This is a genomic window from Leucobacter sp. Ag1 (assembly GCF_000980875.1).
Classification (GTDB): domain Bacteria; phylum Actinomycetota; class Actinomycetes; order Actinomycetales; family Microbacteriaceae; genus Leucobacter; species Leucobacter iarius.
This window is the reverse complement of the sequence record NZ_LAYO01000098.1, coordinates 14,396-36,599: the sequence shown is the minus strand read 5'-3', so window position 1 is coordinate 36,599 and position 22,204 is coordinate 14,396. Positions and strand designations below refer to the sequence as shown.

Genomic DNA, 22,204 nt, shown 5'->3' with positions numbered 1-22,204 from the left:
CGCCGTTTCGCGTCCCTAGGAGCGGGATCGGACCCGAGCGTCCGGGCGCTCCCCGCGGCCGGCGCGGATCCGCACCTTCGGCACTGCCTCGGTAGGCGGCGCCATCGGCAGGGTCATGCGGAACTCGGTCCCCTCGCCCTCGCGGCTCGCGACCTCCATGCGCCCGCCGTGCGCGATCACGATCGCGCGGGTGATGCTCAACCCGAGGCCGATCCCGGGGACCGCGTTGCGGGTCGCCGTCGACGCCCGGAAGAACCGGGTGAAGAGCATGCCCTGCTCGTCCTCGGGGATCCCGATACCGGTGTCGCGCACGGCGAGCACGACCGCACCGTCGACGGGCCGGACCTCGGCCGTGACCCGGCCGCCGCGCGGGGTGAACTTGATCGCGTTCGACAGCAGATTGTCGAGCGCCTGGCCGATGCGCCGCGCATCGATCGAGACCATGACGGGACGGTCGGGGAGCTCGGTGCGCAGCTCGACGCCCTCGCGCTGCGCGTGCGGTGCCGCGGACTCGACCGCGGATCGCACGCTCTCGGAGAGATCCGAATCGAAGCACTCGAGCGGGAACCGGCCGGACTCGACCTGCGCGGTGAAGAGGAGATCGCCGACGAGCGCGAGCAGCCGCTGGGCGTTGCGCTCGATGATGTCGACGAACTCGCGCTGTTCCTCGGCGAGGGGACGCTCCGGGTCGCTGCGCAGCAGATCCAGGAACCCGATGATCGCGCTGAGCGGAGTGCGCAGTTCGTGCGAGATCATTCCGACGAACTGGTCCTTCATGCGCGCGACCTCGACGGCGCGGGTCTCGTCGGTGACGACCAGCAGGTAGCCGCGCTGCTGCCCCGTTCCGTCCTTGCGCGGGGTGACCGTGATCCTCGCGGGCACGGTGAGCCCCGTCGCCGTCGAGATCTCGAGGTCGGCGTCGACCGTCGAATCGGAGTCGGCCCGGGCGAACAGCGCTCGCACGCCCTGCGGCAGATCCTCCGGCGCATGCGGGTGCGGCAGATCCGGGTGCTCCTCGCCGAGCATCGCGAGCACGTCGGCGGGGAAGAACCGATCGATGCGGAAGCCGTCGAGCGCCTCGGCCTGGGTGAGTCCGAGGAGCCGCTCGGCTCCCGGGTTCCAGGCCTCGACGGTGCCGCGGCAGTCGGTCGCGATGACGGCCTGGGCGGTGATCGCCGCCCACAGGCTCTCGAACGATTCGAGCAGCGCACGGTACCGCTGCTCGCTCTCGCGCAGCTGGGCGATCATCTCGGCGTTCTGCTCGAGGGCGCGGGTGCGCTCGGAGACGAGCCGCTCCGCCTGCTCGATGCGGATCCGCTGCTGACGCGAGAGATCGTGGATCACGGCCGCGACCGCCGCGTAGACGAGCGGGGAGACGACGCCGCGGAGCCAGTCCGCCGGGCTGTCGGGCGGGGTCGCGAGGTAGGGCATCAGGATGGTGAACGAGCTGAGCAGCACCGCGGCGACGACGTACCGGAACTTCGGGGCGGTCGCGAGCCACACCACCGGGAGCAGCACGAGGGCGCCGAACATCGAGTGCGCGCCGCCCGTGCCCGCGCGGAACAGCCCCAGCCCGACGATGTCGATCATGGGGATCAGGAGCACCGCGAATCCCTCGTGCCCGCGGTGCGCGCGCAGCAGGGCGGCGTACGCGGTCGCCGCGAGGATCACCGCGGTGCCCGCGAGGGCCGCGCCCTCGGAGACCGGCTTCAGACCGGGGACCAGGTGGACGAGCGCCAGCGCGACGAGGAGCGCGATCGTGGTCGGTGCCTGTTTGAGCAGAGGCCCGGGACGGTCGAAGAAGCGGAGCAGCCGGCTCCGCGGAGCCTCGCTCATGCCGCGAGTCCGACGACGAGCTCGTGCATGGCCGCAGAGGTGACCGGCTTCGGGAGCGCGGCGTCGGCCTCGGGGTAGTCGGCGGGGTCCAGCACCGAGCTGATCACGATGAAGCAGTCGGGGAACCGCTCGCGCAGGCGCTGCGAGCACTCCTCGCCCGTGAGGCCGGGGAGACGGAGGTCGATGATCGCGAGCGACGGGGAGATCTCGGCGAAGGCCGCGATGGCGGATTCGGCATCGGCCGTCGCGAAGACCTCGAAGCCCTCGCGCTCGAGCAGCAGGCGGAGCAGGGCGGACTGGTCCGTGCTGTCCTCGACCGTGAGGGCGAGCGGCGCGCTCATCGCAGGAACAGCTCTCGGACGACGACGATGGCGGCCACCACCGCGAGGGCGATCAGGGCCTGGGGGACGAGGCGGCGTTCGCGCCGTGCATCGCGCGCGATCTCGTCGAGCTCCGGTGCTGGACTCATGAGACGACCCTTCCGACCTTCTCGGTCTTGACCCAGGATGCGTCGGCTCGGCGCCACTCCTTGATGTACGAGTCCACAGTAATGGCGCAGAGCAGCGAACCGTACCCGAAGACGTAGATGCAGAGACCCGCGACGAAGCGCCCGCCGGGCAGGCGCTCGACCCAGCGGGCGGCCCACGCGCCGAGCATCGAGATCGGGCCCCACAGATAGAGGATCGAGGCGTACACGAAGCGGTCCTCGCGGGTGAGCGTGCCCAGCCAGTCGGTGAGCAGCGCGTCGGAGAACCGGGGGAAGAGCGCGATCGCCATCAGGATCATCGCGCCGAGCCCCGGGAAGAGCAGCGCTTCGCGCCAGGACCGTCGCCCCGTGCGTCCGTCGAGCTGCACGGCGTACAGCATCGAGAAGAGGTAGGTGCAGGCCGCGAGGATCCACATGAAGCGGAACACGGCCTCGGCGATCCCGCTGTGCAGGATCAGGAGGGAGAAGAGCGCGACGGAGGCGAGCAGCAGCCAGACGGGCAGCAGCAGGATGCTGAACCAGCTGAGCCCGAACGACAGGCTGCCCAGCCGGTGGACCCGGCTCGGTCGGAACCAGACCCGCCGGTAGATGGAGGTGAGCTGCACGTTGCCGCGCGCCCAGCGCAGCCGCTGCTTCCAGAGCGCGTCCACCGTGCGCGGCTCTTCGGCGAGCACGACCGCGTGCGGCTCGAAGACCATGCGGCGGCCGCGCAGTTGGCCTTCGAACGTCGTCATGGTGTCCTCGGCGAGGGTTCCGGTGGGGATCCGGCCGCCGATGGCCTCGAGGTTGGCCCGCGAGTGCAGCTGCGCGCCTCCCGCGAGGCAGGCGATCGCCCCGAGCACGTTCTGCGTGCGCCGGGAGGCGAGCTGCGCCAGCACGTATTCCATGCCGATGAACCGGGTGAGGTAGTTGCGGTCGTGACTGCCCTCGGCGATGTACGCGGTGACGGCGCCGACACGCTCGTCGGCGAGGTGCCGGCTCATCTTGCGCAGCGAGTCGCGCGCGAAGATCACGTCGGCGTCCATGATGAGCACCGCCTCGGTCCACGGATCGGCGAGCACGCGCTCGAGGCCGTGGTTCAGCGTGTGCGCCTTGCCCTCGCCGCCCTGCTCCCGTCGCAGGTGCACGACGCGTCCCGGGTGCTCGGCGGCCTTGCGCAGCACGACGTCGGGGGTGCTGTCGGTCGAGGCGTCGTCGACCACGTAGATGCGCAGTCGCTCGGGCGGGTACTCGAGCGTGAGGAGGCGGTCGATGGACGCGCCGATCACGAGCCCCTCGTTCCACGCGGGAACGACCACCGCGATGTTCGGCGTGTACGGGGCCGCGCGCCGGTAGTGGTTCTTGAAGGCGTGGATCGGCAGCACCAGGAACTGGAACGCCGTGTTGAACACCGGGGTGGTTCCGAGCAGCACGCAGATCAGCAGGAAGACGATCAGCGCGATCTCGAAGCCGTTCGGTGCGTTCACGCGAGGTCCTCCGCGGCGTCGAGCAGTTCGCGCACCCGCAGGTAGCGGCCGACCTCGGCCGCGTCATGGCTGTCGGTCGATGCGACGATCCCGGCACCGGCCTCGCGCAGGGCGATGAGCGCGGTCGGCTCGGGGCAGCCCCACTTCTCGTTCACCTCGACGAGCGTGTCCGTCGCGGCCGCGGCGGAGGCCCAGGCCGCGAGGCGCTCCGCACCGAGACGGGACTCGCTCAGGCCGATCTTGGGCAGGATCGAGAAGCAGTGCGCCAGCTGGTTGCCCGGGTGGCGCTCCATCGCCGAGACGAGGGCGTGCACGAGGTCGTCGAGCGCGTCCTCGTCGCTCCACCCCGCGGCGAGGCGCGCGCGGACCTCGGACGGGCCGAGGGGGCCGTCGGCGCCGGGGAACTGGTGGTCGGCGATGAGGATCCGGTCGATGCCCGCGGGAAGCGCGGGGATGTCGAGCGCGCCCGAGCGGTCGAGGATCTTCGCCTCGACACCGGTCAGCACGGTGAGCCCGTCGGGCACGTGCAGCGCCGAGACCGCCGCGAGGTACTCGGGGACCCAGTCGGTGCTGCGGCGCACGTGGTCGACCAGCCGCAGCGTATCGAGCCCGGCGGCCGCGGCCGCGGCGACGTTCTGCTCGAGGGACGAGACCGCGTCGTCGGAGAACGTCGAGTGGACGTGGTGGTCGCCGCGGAGCATCGCCGCCGATGCGGTGCTCATGCGTCGTCCTGGTGTCCGGCGTGCGCCGACTCGAGGACCTCGTCGACCTCGACGATCACGTCCTCGAGGAACCGCACCGAGGCGACCTCGCGGAATCCGACCCGATCCGGCAGCGTCTCGCCGAGGAACAGATCGACCACGAGCGAGGGGATGTCTACGCCCGCAGCGATGGTCAGGGGAAGGGCTCCCGGGAAGCGGGGGTTGACCTCGAGCAGCATCGCGCGGCCCGACCGGTCGCGGCGGAGCTGCACGTTGGCCACGCCGACGAGCCCGATCGCGCGGGCGACGGCCGCCGCGGTGTCCTCCAGCTCGGGATCCCGCACCGTGCGGCCCGCGATGGCGACGCCCGAGTCCACGCGGGCGCGCGTGCGCGGGACGGCTGCGACGATCCCGCCGTTCGCGTCGGCGATGACGTCGACCGAGTACTCCTCGCCCGGCAGCAGGTCCTGCACGATCAGGCCCTCGTCGGTCGGCAGCGCCTCGAGCGCCTGACGGTCGGGCACCAGGCGGATCCCGCGGCTCCCGGCGCCCTGACGGGGTTTCGCGAAGACCGGGAACTCCCAGTCCACGGCGAGCGCGTCGGGTCCCGCGAGGACGGTGCGCGGGGAGCGGCCCGTGGGAGCGCAGCGGTCGGCGAGAGCGAGCTTGTCGAGCGAGACGCGCAGCGTTTCGGCCGGGGGCGCCGCGAGCACCGCGGGTGCGAGTTCGCCCCGGCGCTCGGCGAGGGCGATCAGCTCGACGTCGACGGTCGAGACGACGAGGTCGAGGCGGTCGTCGGCGACGAGGGAGGCGAGCGTCGGCACGAACGCATCGTCGCGTCCCGGGGGAACGAGGCGGCGCTGTTCGGCGGGCACCAGGTACAGGCCGCTGGCCCAGCCGTCCATGTCGGCCGCGAACACGGTCACGTCGGAGCGGCGGAGCAGTGAGCGGATCACGGCGACACCGGCGGGGCCGCCGGCTCCGGTCACCAGAACGCGGGCGGTCATCAGCTCTCCAGTCGCAGGTGCTCGGTGGTGCGCGCGAGCTCGGTGCTCTCGCGCACCACCTCGAGGGGCTCGACGGCGGTGCCGCCGCCGAAACGGGTCCAGTAGCGCGCGGTAGCAGTGACGAACTCGGGCGAGAGGTAGTCGCGGCTCGAGGTCTGGGAATCGAAGCAGCGCAAGAGCTCGAGCTTGCGCTCCAGGAACCGTTCGATGCGGACGAACCGCGTCGGCCGGTAGTCGATGGTGGCCGAGGGACTCTGATAGCAGGCGACGGTCGGCACGCGTCGCGTCGCGGCGATGGTCGCCTCGCTCACCGCGCGGTGGTCCTGGTGCCGGTCATGCCCCGAGTGGGTGTAGACGACGGTGGGCTGCACCTCGCGCACGACCTCCTCGATGAGTCGCACCGTCGGCCCGCTGCTCGGAATCTCGGTGTCGACGAGATCCTGCAGGAACAGCCGGGCCCCCAGCAGCTCCGCCGCGGCGAGGGATTCGTGCTGCCGGCTGTCGGCGTCGCCGCCGCGGGCGCCGCGCGACATCGTGAGGATCGTGATGCGGTCGCCGGCCTCGGCGTGGGCTGCGAGGATCCCGCCCGCGCCGATCTCGACGTCGTCGGGGTGCGCGCCGATCGCGAGCACCGTCTCCGTCGGACGTTCCGCCCCGCGCGCGCGCGGCCCTCGACCGCCAGCCGCTGCACGGTCTCGACGAGCACCGTGTTGTCGAGCGGCTTGGTGAGGAACTCGTCGGCCTGGGCGCGCAGCGCCGACACCGCGTACTCCACCGACACGTGCGCGGTCATCACGACCACGGGGACGCCCGGAATGCTGCGGCGCAGCTCGGTGAGCAGCTCGATCCCGTTCAGACCCGGCATCTCGATGTCGGTCACGACCACGTCGGGCCGGACCGCGGCCGCCTGCTCCACCGCGCGGAGGCCGTCCGCTGCGACGTCGACCGTGCATCCGGCGCGCCGCTCGAGGATCGTGCGCACCAGCAGGGCGACGTCCGGATCGTCATCGACGACGAGCACTCGGGGGGCGTCGTTGGCCATCGGCGGCGGTCTCCTCAGCGGGTCAGTTCGGCGATCCTGTTCGAGAACTCAGGGTATCGCTCCGAGAGCTCGGCGCGATCCCCGAGCCGGAATCCCTCCCAGTCGAAACCGGGCGCCATGGTGGTGCCGACCAGGGTCCAGTCGCCCGTCGAGGACGAGCCCTGCATCACGCCCGCGGGCACTGCGAACTGGGGCAGCAGCCCGGCTTCGGGATCCGCGCCGACCAGCTGCTCCTCCGCGCGCCCGTCGGGGTGCAGCAGGAGCAGGCGGAGCGGGGAGCCCGCGTACCAGTGGTAGATCTCGACCGACTCGAGCGAGTGCAGCGCCGAGAAGTCGTCGCCGGCGAGCAGGAAGTAGATCGCGGTCGAGTGCGCGTCGAGGTGGGCCTGCCGGAACAGCCCGCCCTCGTGGGGGAGGGGTTCGAGGCCGAGCGCGGCGACCCAGCGGGCGGCCTCGGCGGGGATCCCGGGATCCTGCACCGCGGCGCCCGCGACCTCGGACCCGCTCATGCGAGCTGCGCCGTTCGTGCCTGCTTGAACCGGCGGCTCATGAGGATCAGCACGATCAGGGTCACGATGTACGGGCCGGCGTCGGTCAGCTGCTGCGGCAGGCCGAAGGACTGCAGGCGGAAGCCGATCGCATCTGCGAAACCGAACAGCAGCGCCGCGCCGAGAACACCCACGGGGTGCGCGCGGGCGAGCATGACCACGACGACGGCGATCCAGCCGCGGCCGGCCGACATGTTCTCGGTGAACTGCACGACGTTGCCGAGCGCGAGCTGCGCGCCGCCGAGACCCGCGAGGGCACCCGAGGCGAGCACCGCGAGCAGCTGGTAGCGCTGCGGGTTGACGCCGAGCGTGGCGGCGGCGAGCGGGCGCTCGCCCACGCCGCGCAGGCGCAGACCGACGGGCGTGCGGAACAGGACGACCCAGAGCACGGGGACGAGCAGCAGCGCGAGGTAGCCGATCGGCGTCAGCGAGAACAGCGGGCCGATGCCGGGGAGGTCGGCGAGGCCGGGGATACGCCAGGTGGGGATCCCGTCGATCTTCGGATCCTTGAACACGCCCTGGACGTGGAAGATCGCGAGGAGCAGGAAGCTCGTCATGCCGACGGCGAGGATGTTCATAGCGACGGCGAGCACGATCGGGTCGCCCTTGCGGTACACGGCGCCGTAGCCGAGGATCATCGAGAACAGCATGCCGGCGACCATCGCCGCGAGCGATCCGAGGATCCAGCTGTGGGTGCCGTAGGAGACCGCGACACCGGTAAACGTGCCGATGAGCAGGATGCCCTCGAGACCGATGTTGAAGATGCCGACCCGCTCGCAGATCATGCCGCCGAGCGCGGCGAGCAGGATTGGGATGAGCGAGCGGAGGACGGAGGCGACCAGGTCCTGGTCGAACATGGCGAGCAGGTTCATCGTTCGCCTCCGGTCTCGGTGGTCTCAGCGGTGGGGGCGGAAGCGGTCCGGGCCGCGACGGCGGCCGGTGCGGCCGGGCTCTGCGGCTCGGGTCCCGGCGGATCCTCCGGGGCGGCATCCTGCCGCTTCCTGCGGAACCGGGGCAGCGCCACACGGTAGGCGAGCAGGATGATGACGAGCGCCTGGATCACCGCGGCGATCTGCGGCGACAGCCCGAGGTCGCGGCCCATGGCCTCGCTGCCGACGATGATGGCGCCGAAGAAGAGGCCGGCGATCGCGACGCCGAGCGGGCGGTACAGCGCGAGCAGGGTGACGAGCAGCGCGGTCCAGGCGTAGTTCGTCTGGACGATGTGGCCCTCGATCATGCGCGTGTTCGGGGCGCCGATGACGATCAGCACGCCGATGAGTCCGGCGATACCGCCCGAGAGCGCCATGGTGCGCAGCACGAGCGGGCCCGGCTTCACGCCGCCGTAGCGCGTGAACTCCGGGTTCTGGCCTGCGAGCCCGGCCTCGAATCCGTAGCGGGTGCGGCGGTTCACGAAGATCGCGCCGATCACGAGCACGGCGACGATCACGAGCGACCAGTTGACCTGGGTCAGGATCATGGTCACGGGGCTCATCGGGCCGAACGTGCGACGCACGGCCTCGGCGGCGGGGCCGGCGGGCACGAGCGCGGTCAGCTGCACACCGGGGTCGATCTGCTTGCTCGCGACGAGGTCGGTCGACGGATCCTTCAGCTGGAACCGGATCACCCACGAGGAGAAGTAGCGGGCCGGGTAGTTGAGCAGCAGCGTGGCGAGCAGGATCGGCACGCCGAGCGAGTTCTGCAGCAGCGCCGCGAGCAGGCCCCACGCGGCGCCCGCGAGCACGCCGGTGACCATCGCGCAGAGCGCGACGAGCGGGCCGGGGCCGGGCATGTAGACCGCGACGAAGCCGCCTGCGAGCGCGCCGAGCACGGCCTGGCCCTCGGTGCCCAGGTTGATGATCCCGGCGCGGAAGGCGAGGGCGATGCCGATGCCGATGCCGATGATCGGGATGGCGCGGCCGAGCGTGTTCGCGAGGCCCATGCCGGTGCCGAACGAGCCCGACACCATGGCGCGGTAGCCCGAGATCGGGTCGACGCCGGCGACGAGCATGAACACGGCGCCCACGACGAGCGCGAGCACCACCGAGACGGGGATCGGGCCCGCGAGCCAGCGGCCGACGCGCGGGAGCACGCCCGAGCCCGGCCGATCGTTCACTGCCTGGGTCACTGCGCGTCTCCGTTCTGTGCGCCGCTGACGCGGACTGCTGCGCCCGCGGGGCGGTGCCGTTCCTCGGGCTCGTGGCCGGCCATGTAGAGGCCGAGCAGCGCCTCGTCGGCCTCGGCGCGGGGCACCTCGGCGACGATGCGGCCCTCGAACATCACGAGGATGCGGCCCGAGAGCGACATGATCTCGCTGAGCTCGGCCGAGATGAGCAGCAGCGCTCCGCCGGCGTCGCGGTACTCGCAGAGCTCGCGGTGGATCGACTCGATGGCGCCGATGTCGACGCCGCGGGTGGGCTGCTCGACGACGAGCACGGGGGAGCGGTAGTCGAGTTCGCGCGCGACGACGACCTTCTGCAGGTTGCCGCCCGAGAGCGTACCGACCGGGGTGGTCGGGCTCGCGATCTTGACGCCGAAACGGGCGATGAGACGCTTCGCGTGCTCCGTCATCGCGCTGCGCGACAGCAGGCCTCGGCGCATGATCGGGGCGCTGCGGTGGTGGCCGAGTGCGAGGTTGTCGATCGCGTCGGCCGTGCCGGCGCTGCCGACCGCGTGGCGGTCCTCGGGCACGTAGGCGATGCCGCCGTCGCGCCGCGCGGCGATCGAAGCGCGGCTCAGATCGACGCCCGAGACCGAGACGGATCCCGTCACGACCGGCCGCATTCCGATGATCGCCTCGGCGAGCTCGACCTGGCCGTTGCCCGCGACGCCCGCGATGCCGACGACCTCGCCCGCGCGCACCGCGAGGGCGGCGTCGGCGACGCTGTCGCGGCCGCCGTCGCCCGAGACGGTCAGGTCGCGCACCTCGAGCACGGTGTCGCCGGGCTCCTGCGCGGGCGGCGGCGTGGTGAGGTCGACGTCGCGGCCCGTCATGTGGCGGGTGATCTCGGCGGGGGAGCTGTCGGCGGTGACGAGCTGCGCCACGTTGCGGCCGTCGCGCAGCACGGTGACGCGGTCGGAGATCGCCATGACCTCGTTCAGCTTGTGGGTGATGAGGATGATGGTGCGGCCGTCGGCCTTGAGCGCGCGGAGCACGTCGAACAGCCGCTCTGTCTCCTGCGGGGTGAGCACGGCGGTGGGCTCGTCGAGGATGAGGACCTTGGCCTCGCGGTAGAGCGCCTTCACGATCTCGACGCGCTGCAGGACGCCGACCGGGACCGAGTCGACGCGGGCGGCCGGGTCGAGGGCGAGGCCGTAGCGGTCGGCGATCTCGGAGACGAGACGGTTGGCCTCACGACGATCGATGAGGCCGCGCTTGGTCGGCTCGCTGCGGAACACGACGTTCTCGGCGATCGTGAGGGAGGGGAAGAGCTTGAACGACTGGAAGACCATGCCGATGCCGGCATCGATCGCGTCGAGGGGCGAGGCGAAGTGCTGCTTCTCGCCGCGGATGAGGATCTCGCCCTCGTCGGGCTGGTAGACGCCGGCGAGCATCGACATGAGGATCGACTTGCCGGCGCCGTTCTCGCCCATCAGGGCGTGGATCTCGCCCGGGGCGACCTCGAAGTGGACGTCGTCGTCGGCGAGCACGCCGGGGAAGCGCTTGGTGATGCCGCGCATCTCGACCTCGGGGATCATGCTCGCTCCTTCGAAGGGGTGGTGCTGAATGACGGAGCGGCGCCGTTCCCCGCGAGGAACGGCGCCGCAGCGTGCTACTTGGTGGGGTCGGTGACCTTGATGGTGCCGGCGACGATCTGGTCGCGCACCTCGGTGACCTTCTTCAGGACGTCGGCGTGCTCCATGACCACGCAGCCCGAGTCCTTCGCGCCGTCGGAGAGGCTGACGATCGACATGCCCTGCTCCTTCAGACCGAACGAGGAGGTCGCGTCGGCAGTGCTCTTGCCGTCGATGATCTCGCCGACGACGGTCTCGACGACCTTGTCGACCGCCTTGACGGTGCCGTCGACCACGTTGCCCGGGGCCATCTGGCACTGGTTCGCGTCGACGCCGTAGGCGAAGAAGTTCTTCTCCTTCGCGGCGTCGAAGATGCCGCCGTTGGCGGCCGCGCCCACGGCGAACACCTGGTCGGCGCCGGTGCCGGCGAACGCGATCGCCTGCTCCTTGGCGCGCGCGGTGTCGGCGAACGGGTTGTCGCCGCCGATGATCTGCGGTGCGACGGTCTTGACGCTCGGCTTGGCCGCCTTGGCGCCCTCGTCGAAGCCGCCCGAGTACTTCTTGAGCAGCGGGATGTCGAGCGACAGCACCGAGCCGACGGTGTTGGTCTTGGTCAGGAGGCCGGCCTCGTAACCGAGGAGGTACGAGGGCTCCTGCTCGCGGAAGGTCGCCTGGTAGAGGTTCTTCGGCGCGTTCTCGACGGTGGTGTCGATCAGCAGGAACTTCTGCTCGGGGTACTGCGTGGCGAACTCCTTCGCCATGTCGCCGAACTGGAAGCCCAGCATGACGATGACCTTCGGCTGCTGCGCGACGGCCGACTCGAGGTTCGAGCGGCGGTTCGCCTCGTCCTTCGACTCGAAGGTCTTCGCGGTGCCGTCGTTGTCCTTCGCGACCTTCTCGATGCCGGTCTTACCCGACTTGAGGAACTCGTTCTGACCGATGGGATCGCTCGTGATGTAGACGAACGAGGGGCCGTCGGCCGAGGAGCTCCCCGAATCGGTGGCGTTGCCCGAGCAGCCGCTCAGCAGCAGGGCGCCGGCGGCGGCGCCGGCGACGAGAGCCGCAGTGGCGCGGCGCTTGGTGAAGAACATGCAGGGTTCCTTTCGTTGCATGGTTCAGGCGCGCAGCTCGCCCAGCGGGGTGTCCCGCAGGGTCTCGCCGCGGCCCGGGAGAATGACCCGGCGCTCGGTGACGATCGCAGTGATCAGTTCGTTCGGGGTGACGTCGAAGGCCGGGTTGACGGCCGCGATGCCCTCGGGGGCCGTGCGGACGCCGCCGAAGCCGGCGACCTCGTCCACGCCGCGGTCCTCGATCTCGATATCGGCGCCGCTCGCGGTGCTCATGTCGACCGTGGACTCGGGCGCGACCACGATGAAGGGGACCCCGGCGTGCTTCGCTGCGAGGGCGAGCGAGAAGGATCCGACCTTGTTGGCCGTGTCGCCGTTCGCGGCGATGCGGTCGGCGCCGATGAACACGGCGTCGGCGATCCCGCGCGAGAGCAGGAACGGACCGGCCGAGTCGACGAGCAGGCGGAACGGTGCGTCCATGCGCTGCAGCTCCCACGCGGTGAGGCGGGCGCCCTGCAGCAGCGGACGGGTCTCGAGCGGGAACGCCTCTTCGAGGGAGCCCTGCTCGAGCAGCGTCTGGATCACACCGAGCGCGGTGCCGCGCTCGACCGTGGCGAGGCTGCCCGTGTTGCAGATGGTCATGACGCGGACCCGGTCCTTGCCGGTGAGCTCGCGCGTCAGGTCGGCGCCGTACAGGCCCATCGAGATGCACGCGGCGATGTCCTCGTCGCGGATCCGGAGGGCCTCTTCGAGCACGGCGTCGGCGCCCGCGTCGAGTGCGGTGAGCGCACGGTCGACGCCCCACGACAGGTTCACCGCGGTGGGGCGCGCCTCGCGCAGCAGCGCCGCCTGCCGGCGGACCTCGACGGTGTCGAGCTCCTCATCGCCGCCCGAGCGCTGCACGCTCGCGGCGATCAGCGCGACGCCCAGAGCACCGGCGACGCCGAGGGCGGGAGCCCCGCGCACGGCCAACCGCTTGATGTCGTCGATCAACTCGGGCAGTTCGGTGACGCGGTGCACCTCCACCTGATGCGGAAGGAGCGTCTGGTCGATCAGTTCGATGGCTCCATCGATCCAGTCGATCGTGCGCACGGAGGACCCCGTTTCTGTGTGCGTGTCGTCGGTGTGACGCGCCCGCCGCGACCTGATGCGGTGCGGGGAGCGCAACCACGACAGAATATCTGATTCCCAGCCGTCTCCGGGCACGGTTGTGGGATACGTACGCGCAGGCGATCCGCCGGGTCGCGAGCGTGGCGGCGAAGTCCGCCGTTCGCGCTCCGGACGCGCCCCGGACTCGAAACGTTCACCCGGCGCGATGCGTGTCGTGGAGCGGCTTCGCGGCGTACGAGCGTACTGTGTGGTGCATCGGGCAAAGCGCCCGGTCGAGGAGGCCAATTCCCCCTCGGTGGCAACGGCCTCCGCGCAGACGGGATCCGCAGATCCCCGAGCAAGGGAGCCCCCGTGGCCGAAATCCACTCCACCAGCGCCGACGCCGTCCGGACCGCGGAAGCACCCGCGGCCGACACGCACGAGCGGTTGCCGCAGGCCGAGCGCACCTACGTGCTCGACACCTCGGTCCTGCTGAGCGATCCCGGCGCGCTCTTCCGATTCGCGGAGCATGCGGTCGTGCTCCCGGTCGTGGTGATCACCGAACTCGAGAAGAAGCGGCACGATCCCGAGATCGGCTTCTTCGCGAGGCGCGCGCTCCGACTGCTCGACGGGCTGCGCGAGCAGCACCTGCGGCTCGACTTCCCGGTCCCCGTCGGCGACCAGGGCGGTACCCTGCGGGTCGAGCTCAACCACTCGGACCAGCAGACGCTGCCGAGCGGTATGCGGCTCGGCGACAACGACACCCGGATCCTCGCCGTCGCGCAGAACCTGGCGGCCGAGGGGCTCGACGTGACCGTCGTCTCGAAGGACCTCCCCATGCGGGTGAAGGCCGCTGCGATCGGGCTCGGAGCCGAGGAGTACCGGGCCGAGCTCGCGCACGACGACGCGTACACGGGCATCGCCGAGCTCGAGCTCGACGACGAGCGCATGGCGGACCTGTGGGACGCGGAGCGGCTCGACGGCGTCGCGGAGGCGCGCGAGCTGCCCTTCGGCACCGGGCTCGTGATCACCTCGCCGCGGGGATCCGCGCTCGGCCGGGTCGATGGGCGCGAGGGCGCCGTCCGTCTCGTCCGGGGCGACCGGGAGGTCTTCGGGCTGCACGGCCGCAGCGCCGAGCAGCGGCTCGCGATCGACCTGCTGCTCGACCAGTCGGTCGGGATCGTCTCGCTCGGGGGACGCGCCGGCACCGGCAAGTCGGCGCTCGCGCTCGCGGCGGGGCTCGAGGCCGTGGTCGAGCGGCAGCAGCACCGCAAGGTGATGGTGTTCCGGCCGCTCTACGCGGTCGGCGGCCAGGAGCTCGGCTACCTGCCCGGCGATCAGCAGGAGAAGATGGGCCCCTGGGGGCAGGCGGTGTTCGACACCCTCGGCTCGATCGTCTCGCAGAACGTGCTCGACGAGGTCGAGGCGCGGGGCATCGTGGAGGTGCTGCCGCTGACCCACATCCGCGGACGCTCCCTGCACGACGCCTTCGTGATCGTAGACGAGGCGCAGTCGCTCGAGCGCAACGTGCTGCTCACCATGCTGAGCCGCATCGGGCAGCGCTCCCGCGTCGTGCTCACGCACGACGTCGCGCAGCGCGACAACCTGCGGGTCGGCCGCCACGACGGCATCGCCGCGGTGATCGAGAAGCTGAAGGGCAACCCCCTGTTCGGGCACGTGACCCTCACCCGATCGGAGCGCAGCGACATCGCCGCGCTCGTCACCGAACTGCTGGAGGACTGAGGGCGGGAGCCGGCCCCGTCATCCTGCGCGAGCTTGCGAGTCGCAGGATGACGGGGTGCCCGCCCACCCCGGCGTAGGCTGAGATCGTGAGCGCTCAGACGATCGACGACCTCCTGCCCGCCCCGATGCTCCGGCGGTTCCGCGAACGGGCGGCCGGCTTCGACGCCGACAACCGCTTCTTCGCCGAGGACTTCGACGAGCTGCGAGGATCCGGGTATCTCGCGGCCGCGGTTCCCGTCGAACTGGGCGGTGCCGGTCTCGGGCTCGAGCAGCTGCTGCGCGCGCAGCGACGCCTCGCCGCCCACGCCCCGGCGACGGCGCTCGGGGCGAACATGCACCTCGTCTGGGTGCAGGTCGCCCGCTTCCTGCACGATCGCGGCGACACGAGCCTCGACTGGGTGCTGCGCGACGCGGCGGCGGGCGAGGTCTTCGCCTTCGGCGTCTCGGAGGCCGGCAACGACGCGGTGCTGATGGACGCCCGCGCGACCGCCGAGCGCGACGGCGCCGGCTACCTCGTCTCGGGCACCAAGATCTTCACGACCCTCTCGCCGGTCTGGACCCGGCTCGGCCTGCACGCCCGCAGCGAGGCGCCCGGGGAGGATCCCGAGCTGATGTTCGGCTTCGTCCGCCGTGACGCCGTCGGAGTCCGTTCCCCCGAGCAGGCCTCCGCAGGACTGAGCGAGGGGCGCATCGAGCACCCCGGCACCTGGAACCCGCTCGGCATGCGCGCGACGCAGAGCTGGACCACCCGGCTCGACCGGGTCCGGGTCGCCGAAGCCGACGTGGCCGCCCGCTTCGCGCCGTTCGACGGCGCGCAGCCGCTCGTGCTCGGCATCTTCTCGTCGTTCTCGCTGCTGACCGCCTCGGTGTACGCGGGCCTCGCCGACCGGGCGCTCGAGCTCGCGACCGCGGCGGCCCGGCGCCCGGCCGGCGACGGCGACGGAATCCGCCTCGACGACCCCGACACCGGCACCCGTCTCGCGGCGGCAGTGCTCGACCACCGGGCGTCGCTCGACGCGATCGAGCTCCTCGCCCGCGACGTCGACGGGCAGCGCTCCCGGGACGACTGGTTCCTCGCGCTCGCCGCCGCGAAGAACCGCGTCACCGACGAGGCCCGCCGCGCGGTCGACGCCGCCATGCGGGCGTCGGGGGCGAGCGGCTTCCAAGCGGATTCCGAACTCGCGCGACTCTACCGCGACGTGCTCGCCGGGATGTTCCACCCGTCGAGCTCGCGCGCGCTCACCGCGACGGCGCTACGCGGTCTCGCCGGCTGAGCGCTCAGTCGCCGGCGGGCGCGCCAGCGGCGCCGGACCGCAATTCCGCGGCGTAGCCGCGCAGGGAGCGCTGGTAGCGGGGGAGCGTCGGGATCAGCGCCTCGATCGCGACCGCGAGCGCCTCGTCCGGGCGACCGGCCGAGTGCAGCGCGAGCGCGAGGAACGCGTCGGTCGACGCGCCGAGCTCGGGGTCCCGCTCGGACTCGCGGAGCATCGCGACCGCCTCGTCGAAGCGGCCCAGGTTGCGCAGGGTCGACGCGTACTGGATGTCGAGCTGGGCGCGCGCGTCACCCGCCAGACCGAGCTCGACCGCTCGCGCGTACTGCTCGGCCGCTTCGGCCTCGCGGCCGCCCGAATCGAAGGCTCCGCCGAGTTCGAACGGCCCGCGCGGATCCTCAGCGGGGAGCTCCGCGGCGAGGGCCGCGATCCGCTCGATCACGGTCGCCTCGTCGGCGTCCGCATCGTTCCAGACCGCGTCGACGCGGTCCTGCCAGTCGTCGTGCGTTCCGGTGCTCATGCGCTGCGCTCCAGCTGTTCGGGGGTGGTCGCGGAAGACTCCGACGGATCGGCCGTGCCGAACCGCTCGGCCGAGGAGGACCGCACCGCGTCGACGCGGGCCGCGATCGTCGGCCAGAAGGCGTCGGCCCAGATCTCGTAGCCGCGGTCGTTCGGATGGAACGCGTCCTCGGCGAACTCCGTGAGGATACCGCGCAGGCCCCGGGCACGGGTGGCCTCGTAGATCGGCACGACCGCGAGCCCGCGGGCCTCGGCGACCCGGCGCAGGATCGCGTTCGCCTCGTGCACCTTGCGGTCGTTCCAGGGCAGGTGGAAGCAGGGGACCTCGCCCAGCACCGTATGGTCCGGGAGCGCGTCGAGGATCCGCGAGAGATTGCGGTGGTACGCGACCGGATCCCACTCGGCGATGTCGTTCGCGCCGATGTCGAGGGTGACGAGATCAGGTGCCTCGCGCAGCGGCTCGACGGCCTTCGGCAGCTGGTCCCGCGCGCACAGGAACGAGGTCGCCCCCGAGACGCACAGGTTCGTCACCCGGATCGGCTCGCCCAGCTCGGCCTCGATGCGGTCGGCGAGCTGCCCGACGTAGCTCCGGCCCGGCACCGAAGCGCCGATGCCCTGACCCGTCGAGTCCCCGAGCGCCAGGTAGTGGAACCGGCCCGGCTGCTTCCGGCGACCCCGCCACCAGTTCGCCGTGACCGGCTGCATGTCGGAGAGCGCCATCACCGGACGGTTCGCCCAGTCGAGCGCGCGCTGCCAGCCGGTCATGCGCGCGACGCCCGCGACCGCGGCGGTCGAGAGCGCGCGAGCACCGTCGATGGGGGATCGTGCGGGCATCATGCGAACGAGCCTACTCCGCGGGCGATTGCCCGAGATCCCACTCCGCCGTGGCCGTCAGGTTGGCCCGTGCGCTCGCCGCCGCGGCCTCCGGGTCGCCGGCTCGGATCGCGGCGAGCACCCCGTCGTGCCCGCGCGGTTCGTCGCGGCGGAAGCCCTCCCGGGTCAGCACCGCTCCCATGGACTCCCTGAGCCGCGGGAGCAGCGCGGTGTAGACCTCGAACAGGATCGGGTTGTGGGCGGCGCTCGCGATCGCCTCGTGCACGGCGACGTCGGCCTCGACCCAGTGCGCGTCATCGGCCGCGGCGCGCACCCGCAGTGCGGCCTCGATCCGCCGTCGATCGTCGGCGTCGGCGCGCATCGCCGCCAGGCGGGCGAGCTCGGGCTCGAGTGCGGCGCGCGCCTCGAGGACCTCCGCGAGGCTCGCTCCGGATCGCGCCAGCGCGCCCGGTACTTCGCTGCGGGCCCGGACGAAGGTGCCGTCGCCGCGGCGGATCTCGATCATTCCGGTGTACTGGAGCGCGCGAAGGGCCTCGCGCAGGGTGCCTCGGGCGACGCCGAGCGCCGCCACGAGTTCGGGCTCGGGCGGGATCCGTTCGCCGAGGGGCCAGCGGCCCTCGACGATCTCGGCGCGGAGCCGGTCGACCACCTGATCGCTCAGCGAGGACTGGTGAACCGGGTCGAGAGTCATGTATGACAGGATAGTCGAGGTCCAATGGTTGGACGTTTGACCTTTCAGGAGGAGCGGTGCGGAGTTCGGAATCCCCGGCGTCGGGCAGGCCGGTCATGCTGCTCGTGGCGCTGCTGCTCGTCGCGGTCAACCTGCGCCTCGGCGTCACGAGCGCCAGCGCGCTGCTGACGGCGCTCACGGCGAGCGGGGCGCTGACCCCGGTCGCCGCGATCATCGTGCCGTCGCTGCCGACCGCGGTGTTCGCGATCGCCGGGTTCGGCACCGCCCGTCTCTCGGCACGGCTCGGCGTCGAGCGGACCCTGCTGGCCGGACTCGTCGCGCTCGTGATCGGTCTCGCGATCCGCGGGATCCCCGATCCCGCGGTCGTGGTCGCCGGAACCGTGATCGCGACGGGCGGCCTCGCCATCGTGAACATCCTCCTTCCCGCGGTCGTCCGAGTCCACTTCGGCACGCGGATCGGTCCGGTCACCACCGCCTATTCGACGCTCATGTCCCTCGGCTCCGCGGCCGCCGCCGCGACCGCCGTGCCCATCGCGACCGCGCTCGGATCGCCATCGCTGGGGCTCGCCGCCTGGGCGCTGCCCGCGCTCATCGGGCTCATCGCCTGGCTGCTCGCGATGCCGCGTCCGCGGGATCTGCCCGGGCCGCCTGCGCCCGCCGCTGCCGGAGGCGCCGAGGTCGGCGGTCGTCGGATCCCGCTGCCCGCGGGCACGCTGCTCCTCGCCGCCTACTTCTCGCTGCAGGCGCTGCTCAGCTACGTCGTGATGGGATGGCTGCCGAGCATCGCGCAGGACGCCGGGATCCCGGCCGAGCGGTCCGGACTGCTCCTCGGCATCGCGATGGCGGTCGGGGTGCCCGCGACCGTCGTGGTCGTCTCGCTCGCCGGCAGCCCGCGCCGCATGCGCGTCGGCTTCGTCCTGGTCGCCGCGTCCAGCGTCGGAGCGCTCGCCGGGCTGCTGTTCGCACCCGCTGCCGCACCCGAGGTCTGGGCGGCGCTGATCGGGCTCGGCATGTGCGCGTTCCCCCTCGTGCTCGCGCTCATCGCCGGGTTCGGGGACGGCCCGGAGGAGACGGCGCGGGTGTCGAGCGTCGTGCAGTCGGCGGGCTACTCGATCGCGACCCTCGGCCCGCTCGGGGCGGGCGCACTGCACCAGTCCACCGGCACCTGGTCGATCGTGCTGATCGCGCTCGGCTGCTGCGCCGCGCTGCAGGGCGCCCTGGGCCTCGCGCTGACCCGCGTGGTGGCGCGCCGTCGGGGAGCGGCCGCGCCGAGCTGACGAGCCGGGACACCCCATGGACACCCGGCGGCTACCGCAGGGCCACCGGGGGGAGACGGTGCGGCCACTCCTAGCTGGTGGAGTATCGGGGACCCCGCCCATCGGCTGGGAGAATCCCGCATATTCGAAGGAAGTCAATGACTCGGTCATTCCCTGCAGTTCGAACGAGACGCACCGCCACCGCGCTCGCTGTCGCGGCGCTGATCGGCGGGCTCGTCGCGCCCGCCGCCGTGTCCGCAGCCTCCGCCGCTCCGACGGCGCCCGAGGTGCCGACCGCCCCGCTGGTGTCCACCGGCACCACCTGGAAGTACCTCGACGACAACACCGATCCGGCGCGCGGCGACGCGAACCTCCGCGTCTGGACGACACCGAACTACGACGACCGGGGTTGGAAGTCGGCACCGACCGGCTTCGGCGTGAAGAACAACGCGCTCGTCCCGGTCGGCCCCTTCACCCCGGCCACGAAGCTGAGCCACTACATCGACGGCACCGCCAAGCCGACGATCCCCACCTACTTCTTCCGCACGACCTTCTCGCTCGACCAGGGCGTCGCGAAGCAGATCGAGTCCCTCGCGAGCACCGTCGTCTACGACGACGCGCTCGTCGTCTGGGTCAACGGCACCAAGGTCGCGACCTTCGAGGGCGACCGCATCACCGAGACCACGAACCTCGAGTACGCGGGCTCCGGCAAGGGCGACCCCCAGACGAGCGCGTTCTCGGTCGACGGCAAGCTGCTGAACGACGGCACCAACACGATCGCCGTGGCGCTCTACCAGGATCGCGACAGCTCCTCGGACGCCTACTTCGACATGCCGTCCCTCACCGCCGTGAAGAGCACCGTGCCCGGCGAGGTCGTGCAGGCCGCGCCCGGCCGCGTGATCCTGACGCCGACCGCGACCCCGACCACCTCGCAGGCCTTCTCCTGGCAGGCGGGCGACGTCTCTCACACCGTCGGGAAGGTCGAGATCGGTCCGGCGGGCGGCGGGGACACCCGCACCGTCGACGGCTACGCGGCGGGCACGGTGAACAACAACGCCAAGCAGCACTTCTCGGCGACCGTCGACGGGCTGACCCCGGCCACGGCCTACCGCTACCGCGTGGGCCTGCCCGGCAGCTGGAGCGAGTGGTACGAGTTCACCACCGCCGACCCGAAGGCCACCGACTTCCAGTTCGTCTACTACGGCGACGCGCAGGTCGGCCTCGACACGACCTGGCCGAGCGTGGTCAAGCAGGCCGAGGCGAAGGCGACCCGCTCGATCGGTTCGGTGCACGCCGGCGACCTCATCAACACCGGCACCAACGACACCGAGTGGAACAACTGGTTCAAGGGGATGGCGCAGTCCGCCACCCGCACGAACGTGATGGCGGCCCCGGGCAACCACGAGTACACCGGCGGCGACAACATGCTCAAGTCGTGGAAGGCGCACTTCGAGTACCCCCTCAACCAGCCGAACACCGGAACCATCGGCGAGCTCGCCAAGCTCGCGCAGGGCGACTCCGACGTCGCGCGCCAGTACGCGGCGTACTTCGCGCACTGGACCGAGTTCGCGGCCGAGACGGTCTACTACACCGACTACCAGAACGTCCGGTTCATCACGCTGAACGCGACCCGCGACACCGCGTTCCTGAAGCCGGCGAACCTGCCCGCCTGCACCGGCGCCGAGTGCCCGAGCACCAAGGTGCAGGAGCTCTGGACCCAGTACCAGGCCGCGTGGCTCGACCACGTGCTGAAGAGCAGCCCGTCGAAGTGGAACGTCGTGACGTTCCACCAGCCCGTCTACTCGACCTCGTCGGGACGCGATGAGCCGGTGCTCCGCAAGTACTGGGTGCCGGTGTTCGAGGAGAACGGCGTGGACCTGGTGCTCATGGGCCACGACCACACCTACGGCCGGGGATACAAGAACTCCGACAAGACCGGCACGACCGGCCTCACCACCGGGCCCGTGTACGCGGTCTCGAACTCGGGCGCGAAGCACTACGACCTCGCGACCGAGGAGAAGAACGTGTGGACGAACAACGGCGCCACGCAGGTGCTCCGCGGCGAGAACGTCACCACCTACCAGGTGATCGACGTGAGCGGCGATCAGCTGGTCTACCGCTCCTACCTCGCGGAGAAGGTCGACGGCGCCCGCAGCTTCAAGCTCGTGCCGGACGCCGCGGGCGAGCGCCCCGTCTACGCCCCGAACGAGGTCCCCGCGGTCGGCGGTCTCTACGACCAGTTCACCGTCACCAAGTACGCGACGGGGGAGAAGTGGGTCACCGAAGCCGGCGTCGAGACGCCCGCCGGTCCGAAGCTGTCGCTCGGCGCGGCCTCGGTGCAGCAGGGCGGCAAGATCGCCGTGTCGGGCTCGGGCTTCGTCCCGGGTACCAAGGTCGGCATCGAGCTGCACTCGACCCCGGTCGCGCTCGGCGAGGCCACCGTCGGCGACGACCGCGCCTTCTCGCAGGAGGTCGCGATCCCGGCGAACGCCGAAGCGGGCGAGCACCGCATCGTCGCGAAGCTGCCGAACGGGGCCGAGGTCTCGGCGCCGCTGAGCGTGACCGCGGTCGACGGCGGTGCCGCGGCCGGAACGGACGGCGGATCGTCCGGCGCCGCGAACGGCTCAGCGAACACCGGAGCCGGATCGGACGCGGGTGCCGGGGCGAACGCCGCAGCATCCGGTTCGTCGGACGTCACCGGGACCGCGAGCTCCGAGGCGACCATCGAGACGAAGGGGAACGCCGACGGCTCGAAGCCGGGCGGGGGGAAGACCGACGGTCTCGCCACCACCGGCGGCGCCGATTGGCTGCCGCTCGGCATCGTCGGCGCCGGGCTGCTCGCCGCGGGAGCGATCCTCGTGCTGGCGCGCCGCCGGGCGGCCGCGCAGCAGTAGGGATCGCGCGGTCGGAACGGC

20 protein-coding genes and 1 pseudogene are annotated in these 22,204 nt (G+C 71.7%); 4 read left to right on the top strand and 17 right to left on the bottom strand.

Going from position 1 to position 22,204, the window contains the following annotated elements:
* Positions 1-15 precede the first annotated feature (15 nt).
* From XM48_RS09620 to mtnA, 14 genes and pseudogenes are all read right to left on the bottom strand, one after another.
* On the bottom strand, positions 16-1,836 hold the full coding sequence (locus XM48_RS09620; RefSeq protein ID WP_046455593.1) for a cell wall metabolism sensor histidine kinase WalK: 1,821 nt from the start codon (positions 1,834-1,836) through the stop codon (positions 16-18).
* Entirely contained in the window at positions 1,833-2,177 is a 345-nt protein-coding gene (locus XM48_RS09615; RefSeq protein ID WP_046455592.1) for a response regulator, read from the bottom strand. Before XM48_RS09615 ends, XM48_RS09620 begins: the two co-directional genes overlap by 4 nt.
* On the bottom strand, positions 2,174-2,305 hold the full coding sequence (locus XM48_RS18605; protein WP_255350854.1) for a hypothetical protein: 132 nt from the start codon (positions 2,303-2,305) through the stop codon (positions 2,174-2,176). Before XM48_RS18605 ends, XM48_RS09615 begins: the two co-directional genes overlap by 4 nt.
* Positions 2,302-3,789 carry a glycosyltransferase gene (locus tag XM48_RS09610; protein WP_046455591.1) on the bottom strand — a complete coding sequence of 496 codons (1,488 nt, stop codon included), beginning with the start codon at positions 3,787-3,789 and terminating at the stop codon, positions 2,302-2,304. Before XM48_RS09610 ends, XM48_RS18605 begins: the two co-directional genes overlap by 4 nt.
* Positions 3,786-4,511, bottom strand: a complete 726-nt coding sequence (locus XM48_RS09605) for a PHP domain-containing protein (protein ID WP_046455590.1) — start codon at positions 4,509-4,511, stop codon at positions 3,786-3,788. Before XM48_RS09605 ends, XM48_RS09610 begins: the two co-directional genes overlap by 4 nt.
* Positions 4,508-5,497, bottom strand: coding sequence for an ATP-grasp domain-containing protein (locus XM48_RS09600; RefSeq protein WP_046455589.1), 990 nt, complete (start codon positions 5,495-5,497; stop codon positions 4,508-4,510). Before XM48_RS09600 ends, XM48_RS09605 begins: the two co-directional genes overlap by 4 nt.
* A complete protein-coding gene (locus XM48_RS18520; protein WP_231580858.1) occupies positions 5,497-6,129 on the bottom strand; it encodes a PIG-L deacetylase family protein in 633 nt (210 codons plus the stop codon). The genes XM48_RS09600 and XM48_RS18520 overlap by 1 nt, the downstream gene beginning before the upstream one ends.
* A gap of 116 nt (positions 6,130-6,245) precedes the next feature.
* Positions 6,246-6,539: pseudogene (locus tag XM48_RS18515) on the bottom strand (response regulator); the annotation flags it as partial.
* Positions 6,540-6,553: 14 nt separating this feature from the next.
* Positions 6,554-7,048, bottom strand: a complete 495-nt coding sequence (locus tag XM48_RS09590) for a cupin domain-containing protein (RefSeq protein ID WP_084821096.1) — start codon at positions 7,046-7,048, stop codon at positions 6,554-6,556.
* Complete coding sequence (locus XM48_RS09585) at positions 7,045-7,959, bottom strand: ABC transporter permease (protein WP_046455588.1); 915 nt, start codon at positions 7,957-7,959, stop codon at positions 7,045-7,047. The genes XM48_RS09590 and XM48_RS09585 overlap by 4 nt, the downstream gene beginning before the upstream one ends.
* Positions 7,956-9,212 (bottom strand): ABC transporter permease, encoded by a 1,257-nt coding sequence (locus tag XM48_RS09580; protein WP_231580857.1) that lies wholly within the window; start codon positions 9,210-9,212, stop codon positions 7,956-7,958. The genes XM48_RS09585 and XM48_RS09580 overlap by 4 nt, the downstream gene beginning before the upstream one ends.
* Positions 9,209-10,783 carry an ABC transporter ATP-binding protein gene (locus tag XM48_RS09575; protein WP_046455587.1) on the bottom strand — a complete coding sequence of 525 codons (1,575 nt, stop codon included), beginning with the start codon at positions 10,781-10,783 and terminating at the stop codon, positions 9,209-9,211. The genes XM48_RS09580 and XM48_RS09575 overlap by 4 nt, the downstream gene beginning before the upstream one ends.
* A 74-nt stretch (positions 10,784-10,857) precedes the next feature.
* On the bottom strand, positions 10,858-11,910 hold the full coding sequence (locus XM48_RS09570; RefSeq protein WP_046455586.1) for a BMP family ABC transporter substrate-binding protein: 1,053 nt from the start codon (positions 11,908-11,910) through the stop codon (positions 10,858-10,860).
* A 24-nt stretch (positions 11,911-11,934) separates the two neighbouring features.
* Positions 11,935-12,978 carry an S-methyl-5-thioribose-1-phosphate isomerase gene (gene mtnA / locus XM48_RS09565; protein WP_046455585.1) on the bottom strand — a complete coding sequence of 348 codons (1,044 nt, stop codon included), beginning with the start codon at positions 12,976-12,978 and terminating at the stop codon, positions 11,935-11,937.
* A gap of 444 nt (positions 12,979-13,422) precedes the next feature.
* Between mtnA and XM48_RS09560 the strand changes: the two genes are divergently transcribed.
* Positions 13,423-14,718 (top strand): PhoH family protein, encoded by a 1,296-nt coding sequence (locus XM48_RS09560; RefSeq protein ID WP_231580860.1) that lies wholly within the window; start codon positions 13,423-13,425, stop codon positions 14,716-14,718.
* An 86-nt stretch (positions 14,719-14,804) separates the two neighbouring features.
* Positions 14,805-15,992 (top strand): acyl-CoA dehydrogenase family protein, encoded by a 1,188-nt coding sequence (locus XM48_RS09555; protein ID WP_231580856.1) that lies wholly within the window; start codon positions 14,805-14,807, stop codon positions 15,990-15,992.
* A 4-nt stretch (positions 15,993-15,996) separates the two neighbouring features.
* Here XM48_RS09555 and XM48_RS09550 read toward each other — a convergent pair whose 3' ends face one another.
* From XM48_RS09550 to XM48_RS09540, 3 genes are read right to left on the bottom strand one after another with little or no spacing between them, the layout of a single operon-like run.
* The gene (locus XM48_RS09550) at positions 15,997-16,509 is read right to left on the bottom strand and encodes a tetratricopeptide repeat protein (RefSeq protein ID WP_046455583.1); all 513 of its coding nucleotides are present in this window, start codon (positions 16,507-16,509) and stop codon (positions 15,997-15,999) included.
* Complete coding sequence (locus tag XM48_RS09545; RefSeq protein ID WP_084821095.1) at positions 16,506-17,345, bottom strand: SGNH/GDSL hydrolase family protein; 840 nt, start codon at positions 17,343-17,345, stop codon at positions 16,506-16,508. Before XM48_RS09545 ends, XM48_RS09550 begins: the two co-directional genes overlap by 4 nt.
* A gap of 10 nt (positions 17,346-17,355) precedes the next feature.
* Positions 17,356-18,033, bottom strand: coding sequence for a FadR/GntR family transcriptional regulator (locus tag XM48_RS09540; protein ID WP_046455582.1), 678 nt, complete (start codon positions 18,031-18,033; stop codon positions 17,356-17,358).
* A 56-nt stretch (positions 18,034-18,089) separates the two neighbouring features.
* Here XM48_RS09540 and XM48_RS09535 point away from each other — a divergent pair, with 56 nt between their 5' ends.
* Together XM48_RS09535 and XM48_RS09530 are read left to right on the top strand one after the other, a co-directional pair.
* Entirely contained in the window at positions 18,090-19,310 is a 1,221-nt protein-coding gene (locus XM48_RS09535) for an MFS transporter (RefSeq protein ID WP_156175004.1), read from the top strand.
* Positions 19,311-19,447: 137 nt separating this feature from the next.
* A complete protein-coding gene (locus XM48_RS09530) occupies positions 19,448-22,183 on the top strand; it encodes a metallophosphoesterase family protein (RefSeq protein ID WP_046455580.1) in 2,736 nt (911 codons plus the stop codon).
* Positions 22,184-22,204: the final 21 nt, after the last annotated feature.